The 6,728-nt window shown below is 69.4% G+C and carries 7 protein-coding genes; 6 read left to right on the top strand and 1 reads right to left on the bottom strand.

Annotated elements, in window-relative coordinates:
- The 5 genes from AC1DP3_RS15720 to AC1DP3_RS15700 form a co-directional block, all read left to right on the top strand.
- A partial coding sequence (locus AC1DP3_RS15720) for an OB-fold nucleic acid binding domain-containing protein (RefSeq protein WP_477294880.1) occupies positions 1 to 620 on the top strand: 620 nt, incomplete at its 5' end.
- Between the two features lie 112 nt (positions 621 to 732).
- Positions 733 to 1,716 carry a hypothetical protein gene (locus tag AC1DP3_RS15715; RefSeq protein WP_477294878.1) on the top strand — a complete coding sequence of 328 codons (984 nt, stop codon included), beginning with the start codon at positions 733 to 735 and terminating at the stop codon, positions 1,714 to 1,716.
- A 2-nt stretch (positions 1,717 to 1,718) separates the two neighbouring features.
- A complete protein-coding gene (gene hisD, locus AC1DP3_RS15710; RefSeq protein WP_477294876.1) occupies positions 1,719 to 3,020 on the top strand; it encodes a histidinol dehydrogenase in 1,302 nt (433 codons plus the stop codon).
- A gap of 74 nt (positions 3,021 to 3,094) precedes the next feature.
- Complete coding sequence (gene nrdR, locus AC1DP3_RS15705) at positions 3,095 to 3,592, top strand: transcriptional regulator NrdR (protein WP_477294874.1); 498 nt, start codon at positions 3,095 to 3,097, stop codon at positions 3,590 to 3,592.
- Between the two features lie 30 nt (positions 3,593 to 3,622).
- The gene (locus AC1DP3_RS15700; protein WP_477294872.1) at positions 3,623 to 4,666 is read left to right on the top strand and encodes a quinone-dependent dihydroorotate dehydrogenase; all 1,044 of its coding nucleotides are present in this window, start codon (positions 3,623 to 3,625) and stop codon (positions 4,664 to 4,666) included.
- Here AC1DP3_RS15700 and AC1DP3_RS15695 read toward each other — a convergent pair.
- Positions 4,641 to 5,219, bottom strand: coding sequence for a DUF3043 domain-containing protein (locus AC1DP3_RS15695; protein ID WP_477294870.1), 579 nt, complete (start codon positions 5,217 to 5,219; stop codon positions 4,641 to 4,643). The genes AC1DP3_RS15700 and AC1DP3_RS15695 overlap by 26 nt on opposite strands.
- Positions 5,220 to 5,269: 50 nt before the next feature.
- On the opposite strand from AC1DP3_RS15695, the gene AC1DP3_RS15690 reads away from it, so the two are divergent.
- Complete coding sequence (locus AC1DP3_RS15690) at positions 5,270 to 6,664, top strand: M20/M25/M40 family metallo-hydrolase (protein WP_477294869.1); 1,395 nt, start codon at positions 5,270 to 5,272, stop codon at positions 6,662 to 6,664.
- The last annotated feature ends 64 nt before the right edge of the window (positions 6,665 to 6,728 follow it).

Raw genomic sequence — 6,728 nt, 5'->3', positions numbered from 1 at the left:
AGCTGGCGTTCGAGCGCGAGATGCTCGGCCTGTACGTATCGGATCATCCGCTCGCAGGGCTCGAACTCCCGCTCGCCAAGCATGCCTCGACGAGCATTCACGACCTGCTCGCCTCCGAGGACGTCTCGGACGGCGATCAGGTCACGGTGGCGGGTCTCGTGACGAGCGTCCAGCACCGTGTGGCCAAATCGAGCGGCAATCCGTACGGCATGATCACGGTCGAGGATTTCGACGGCGAGGTGACCGTCATGTTCATGGGCAAGACCTACACCGAGTTCCACTCGATGCTCGTGGCCGACTCGATCCTCGTCGTCCGAGGACGCGTCTCCCGCCGTGACGACGGGCTCAATCTGCACGCGCAATCGGCGTTCTCGCCGGATCTCGGCCACATGGAGGAGTCGGGGGCGCTGGTCCTGCTCGTGCCCGAGCGGCGCGCCAACGAAGACGTCATCAACGAGCTGCTGCAGACGCTCGAGCGCCACCAAGGTGAGACAGAGGTGACGCTGAAGCTCCATTCCGGTTCGGTGGCGAAGGTCTTCGAGATCCCGCATCCTGTGAAGATCACCCCCGATCTCTATGGCGAGTTGAAAGGTCTGCTTGGTCCGCAGTGCCTCGGGTGACGCGCTTCTCCGACACCGCGGTGCGACGGGTGCGCCCTCACGGCCGTCTCATCACACGCGGGTAGTATCGGACCGCGCGTGCCCCGGCAAGGCGGGCGGCGCGCAGGAAGGGATGATCGTGGCCGACGAGCAGCTGGACGACAACGAGACCCTCGCGGGGGAGCACGGTGAGACCGACGCTTCCCGCGCCGAGAGCGGCGATGTTCCGCCGCAGTATGGGATCGGTCCCTTCTCCATTCGTGAGGTGGTGCTCCTCGGGGTGTGGCTTCTCGCCTTCGTCACCTCGTTCTTCTCGCTGAGCGCGCTTCGGTTCGACTCGGTGTGGACGTCCGGGCTCACGTGGATCCTCACGATCGGCGTCCCGACGATCGCGGTCTTCCTCATCGTGCTCCGCCGGCTCTCGCCGACCGGCATCCGTCGCGTGGGATCCCTCGGGATCGACCAGTTCGCATCCGTCGCCTTCTCCGTCTCGGCGGTCGTCTGGCTCTCGTACGTCTGGGAGACCGTCGCCTTCGTCGCCGACGGCGGACCCATGGTCCGCTCCTGGGTCATGTGGGTCGAATTCGTGCTGATGCTGGCCGGCGTGGTGCTGACCGTGTTCGCTCCGTTCATCCCGGTGCTCGGCGACGACTTCCGCCACCGCGCGGAGATCCCGGCCCACCGCAATGCACGGCCGCTCCGTCCCGTCGTCGCGCGTCCTGCCCCCGAGTACCGGCCGATCACGAGCGATGCCGGTGCCGATGCCCAGCCCGACTACGCGCCGACCGAGACCCCGGTCGGCTATGACTCGAACGACGACACGTCCGCCTATGCTCGGGCGCAGGAATCCGAGCCGGCTGCCGTCGTCTGGGCGCCGCAGACGGCGGTCTACGAGGCAGCCACCGAGCCGCAGCCCGCACCGGCGAGGCAGCAGGCGTTCTGGGCTCTCGCCCCCGAGCCGCGGGACGTGGTCGACGAAGAGGGCCGGCCGCTCTTCACCATCGGTCCCGATGCGTGGGCCCTCGTCATCGAAGACCGCGGCGAACTCTTCGTGGTGCGCCACGAAGACGGCCGGGTGGGATACCTCCACGATGTGGCCGACGTCACGCGGGGCTGAGGATGCTTCGCACGATCGATCTTCGCGGCCGCACGCTCACTTCTGCTGAACTCCTCGCCACCGTTCCGCGGGCGACGGCGGCTCGCGCAGAAGCCCTCACCGCAGCGGCCGCCATCGTCCACGACGTCGCGACGGACGGCGAGTCCGCACTTCGCGCGCAGGCGGAACGGTTCGACCGCGTCGCCGGTCACGACATCCGGGTTCCGCAGTCGCACCTCGACGAGGCGCTGGAGCAGCTCGATCCCGCCGTGCGCACCGCGCTCGAGCAGGCGATCGACCGCGTCCGGCGAGCTTCCGCGGCACAGGTTCCGGCATCCTCGGTCACCGAGCTCGGCCCGGGTGCCCTCGTCCTGCAGCGGTGGCAGCCGGTGCGTCGTGTGGGCGTCTACGTGCCAGGCGGCAAGGCCGTCTATCCGTCGAGCGTCGTCATGAACGTCGTTCCCGCCCAGGTCGCAGGAGTGACCGAGGTGGCCCTCGCATCGCCGCCGCAGCGCGAGTCAGGCGGCCGGGTGCACCCCGTCATCCTCGCTGCCGCCAAGCTCCTCGGCATCGATGAGGTCTACGCGATGGGCGGGGCCGGCGCGATCGGCGCCTTCGCGCATGGGGTCGGCTCGCTCGAGCTCGACCCGGTCGACATCGTCACCGGGCCGGGCAACAACTTCGTGGCGGCCGCCAAGCGCGCGGTCGCGGGCCTTGTCGGGACGGATGCCGAGGCCGGCGCGACCGAGATCCTCATCGTCGCCGACGCCACGGCAGACGCCGAACTCGTGGCCGCCGACCTCATCAGCCAGGCCGAGCACGACGAGCAGGCGGCCGCGGTCCTGGTGACCGATTCCGAGCGGCTGGCAGACGCGGTCGCAGCGCACACGGCGGGCCGGGCGGCCCGCACGCGCCACGCGGAGCGCGTCGACGCAGCCCTCAGCGGACCCCAGTCGGCGATCGTCCTGGTGGACGACCTCGCCGTGGCGACCGCGTTCAGCAACGCCTACGCGCCCGAGCACCTCGAGCTGCACCTCGCCGACCCCCACCCCGAGGATTTCGTCCACGCGGGTGCGGTGTTCGTCGGGGCCTACTCTCCGGTCAGCCTCGGCGACTATCTCGCCGGCAGCAACCACATCCTGCCGACGGGTGGGCAGGCGCGCTACTCATCGGGCCTCTCAGCGGCGACCTTCCTGCGTCCCCAGCAGGTGATCGAGTACGACCTCGAGGCGCTGCGCGTCGTCAGAGACAGCATCGTGACGCTCGCGGAAGCTGAGCAGCTTCCCGCCCACGGCGAAGCGGTCGAGGCGCGCTTCCCGGGGTAGCGGTCGAAGCAGTGCGTGCTTCCCGCGCTTCGTGGAGCGGTCGTACGCGTTCCGGGGCGTAGTCTGTCGATGCCATGCACTGCCCGTTCTGCCGAAACCCTGACTCGCGCGTCATCGATTCGCGCACGAGCGACGACGGCCTCAGCATCCGTCGCCGTCGCCAGTGCCCCGAATGCGGGGGCCGGTTCACGACCATAGAGACCGCGAGCCTCAACGTCATCAAGCGATCCGGCGTGATCGAGCCCTTCAGCCGCGAGAAGGTCATCTCGGGCGTCCGCAAGGCATGCCAGGGCCGCCCTGTCACCGAAGGCGATCTCGCCGTTCTCGCCCAGAGCGTCGAGGAGACGGTGCGCCAGACCGGCGTGTCGCAGATCGACACGAACGAGATCGGACTGGCGATCCTCGGGCCGCTCCGCGCCCTCGACGAGGTCGCCTACCTCCGATTCGCGAGCGTGTATCAGGCCTTCGACTCGCTGGAGGACTTCGAAGCGTCGATCGCGCAGCTTCGCGCGGACCACGCGGCACAGAGCGCCCCCACCCTCGAGGTCGGCGGGGGCGCCACCGAATCCTGAGGCCCCGGGAGGGTGGGTAGCCTGGAGGGGATGTATCCCTTCGTCTTCCGCACCGTCTTCTCGCGCATGGATCCCGAGTCGGCGCACCACCTGGTGCTCCCCGTCATCCGGGTTCTCGGCGTTCCGCCCTTGTCCTGGGCGGCACGCGCCTTCACGCGCCCCGCGCCCTCGCTCCGCACGCGCGCGCTCGGCCGTGACTTCGACTCTCCGTTCGGCGTCGCCGCGGGTTTCGACAAGGACGTCAAGGTCGTCCGGGGACTGCACGCGCTCGGCTTCGGGCACATCGAGGTCGGCACGCTGACGGCGATACCTCAGGAGGGCAATCCCCGCCCCCGCCTCTTCCGCCTGATCCCGGATCGAGCCGTCGTCAACCGCATGGGGTTCAACAACCAGGGCGCCGAAGCCGCCGCGGTCCGACTCCAGAAGATCCGCCGGCGCCGCAAGCGAGCCGTGATCGGCGTCAACATCGGCAAGAGCCGCGTGGTGGACGTGTCGGCGGCGACCGCCGACTACGTCACGAGCGCGCGCCTGCTGGCGCCGCTGGCCGACTACCTCGTCGTCAATGTGTCGTCGCCCAACACGCCCGGGCTCCGAGGCCTCCAGGCGGTGGAGACGCTTCGGCCGCTGCTGCAGGCGGTGCGGGCCGCGGCCGGGCTCACGCCCCTCCTCGTCAAGATCGCTCCGGATCTGCCGGATGACGAGATCGATGCGATCGCGTCGCTCGCCGTCGACACCCGCCTCGCCGGCATCATCGCGACGAACACGACGATCTCGCGCGAGGGGCTCACGACCGATCAGGCCGTGATCGAGGCTGCCGGCGACGGCGGGCTTTCGGGCGCTCCTCTCGCGCAGCGATCGCTCGAGGTGCTCACGCGCGTGCGCGCGGTCGTGCCCAAGGAATTCTGCGTCATCAGCGTCGGCGGGGTCGAGACGGCTGAGGACGTGCAGGAGCGACTGGATGCCGGTGCCACCCTGGTGCAGGGCTACACGGGGTTCATCTATCGCGGCCCCCTCTGGGCCCGCCAGATCAACCGCGGCCTGGCGCGGCTTACGCGGGGCGCTGCCCGCGCTTGACCTGCGGCTTCGGCAGGCGCAGGAAGCGCATCTGGATCGACCGCATCGCGGCGTACCAGCCCAGGCCCTTCTCGGTCTTGTCGCCCCACTTGGCCTTGGCCATGCGCTTGACGCGGACCGACGTCCAGACCATGTCGCCGATCACCAGGAAGATGAAGAGCCAGAGCCCGAGGAACGAGTAGAACTGCAGCGACGCGATCGGAATGAAGGTCATGAGGATCACGACCACCATCGCGGGCATCACCGCCTCGCCCAGGTGCCAGCCCGAGTCGACCCAGTCCCGCACCCACTTGCGCTGCGGACCCTTGTCGCGCGCGGTGAGGTAGCGCTCGTCACCCGAGGCCATGCCGACGCGGGCCTTCTCGCGCTGCGCGGCGAGATCGGACTTGGCTCGGGCCTTCGCCTCCTTGGTGTCGGGCACCAGCGGGCGCTTGCGGGCGGCCTCCTGCTCGGAGCGTGAAGGGGTCGCGCGGCCCTTGCCCGCAGGGACGCCGTTGAGAACGGTTCCCTCGGACGGAGCGTCGCTCGAAGGGGCGTCAGGTGTCTTGGCCACGGAGGTACCTCGAAAGTGCGGAGTCGGAAGCAATGCTTAAGATTACCCGCATGACCTCTGAGCTCACCCGGTCCGAGGCGGTGCGGGATGCCGCAACCGCCGGCATCCCCTCCGCGCTCGCCGATCTCGGCGCTCTCGTGCGCATCCCGTCTGTGGCCTTCCCCGGCTTCGACCCGGCTCCGGTCCGGCGCAGCGCCGAGGCTGTGAAGGCGCTCGTCGAGGCCACAGGTCTGTTCGAAACCGTGACGATCGCGGATGCCGAGATCCCCGGCACGGGGAAGCGCGGCATGCCCGCGGTCCTGGCCTCCCGGCCCGCTCGGAACGGCCGACCCACGATCCTGCTCTACGCGCACCACGACGTGCAGCCGGTGGGCGACGAGGCACTGTGGGAATCTCCGCCGTTCGAGCCGACGGTCCGCGGCGGTCGCCTCTACGGCCGCGGTGCGGCCGATGACAAGGCCGGCATCATGGCCCACATCGGGGCTCTGCGTGCGGTGAAGGAGACCATCGGCGACGATCTGGATCTCGGTGTCGCGCTCTTCTTCGAGGGGGAGGAGGAGGCGGGATCCCTGTCGTTCTCCCAGTTCCTCGCCGATCATGCGGATGCGCTGCGAGCCGATGTGATCGTGGTGGCAGACTCGGGCAACTGGGATGACCGCACCCCCGCCCTCACGGTCTCGCTGCGGGGCAATGCCAAGTTCCGTCTGCGCGTGCGGACGCTCGAGCACGCCTCGCACTCGGGCATGTTCGGGGGAGCGGTGCCCGACGCGATGATGGCCACGGTGAAGCTGCTGGCCACGCTGTGGGACGACGACGGCGCGGTCGCCGTCGAAGGGCTTGTCGAAAGGGATGCCGAGACCCCCGACTACAGCGAGGAGACGCTCCGCGATGAAGCCGGGCTTCCGGCCGGCGTGAGCCCGATCGGGCGCGGCACGATCCTGAGCCGCATCTGGAACAAGCCGTCGATCACGGTCACCGGGATCGACGCGCCGAGCGTCGTGAACGCGTCCAACACGCTGACGCCCGAGGTCACCGTCGTGATCAGCGCCCGCGTGGCTCCTGGGCAGGAGGCGCGCGACGCATATGCGGCGATCGAGGCCCACCTGCGTGCGAACGCCCCCTTCGGCGCCGAGCTGGAGTTCTCCGATCGCGAGTTCGGCAACCCGTTCCTCGTCGACACCAGCGGCTGGGCGGTGACGGATGCCCGTGAGGTGCTGGGCGACGCGTACGGTGTGGAGCCCGTCGACATCGGGGTGGGCGGCTCGATCCCGTTCATCGCCGATCTAGTGAGGGAGTTCCCCGGTGCCCAGATCTTGGTGACCGGGGTGGAAGACCCGCATGCACGCGCGCACAGCCCCAACGAGTCGCTGCATCTCGACACCTTCCGCCACGCTCTGGTGGCGGAGGCGCTCCTTCTCGAGAAGCTCGACGCGCGGACGCTGTAGCCCGATCGACGCTCCCCGAGCGGCTCAGAGCCGCTTCTGCGGCGGGCATCGTAGAATCGAAGCA

The sequence above is a fragment of the Microbacterium sp. P5_B6 genome, assembly GCF_056400345.1.
This window is presented reverse-complemented; position numbering and strand designations above follow the sequence as displayed.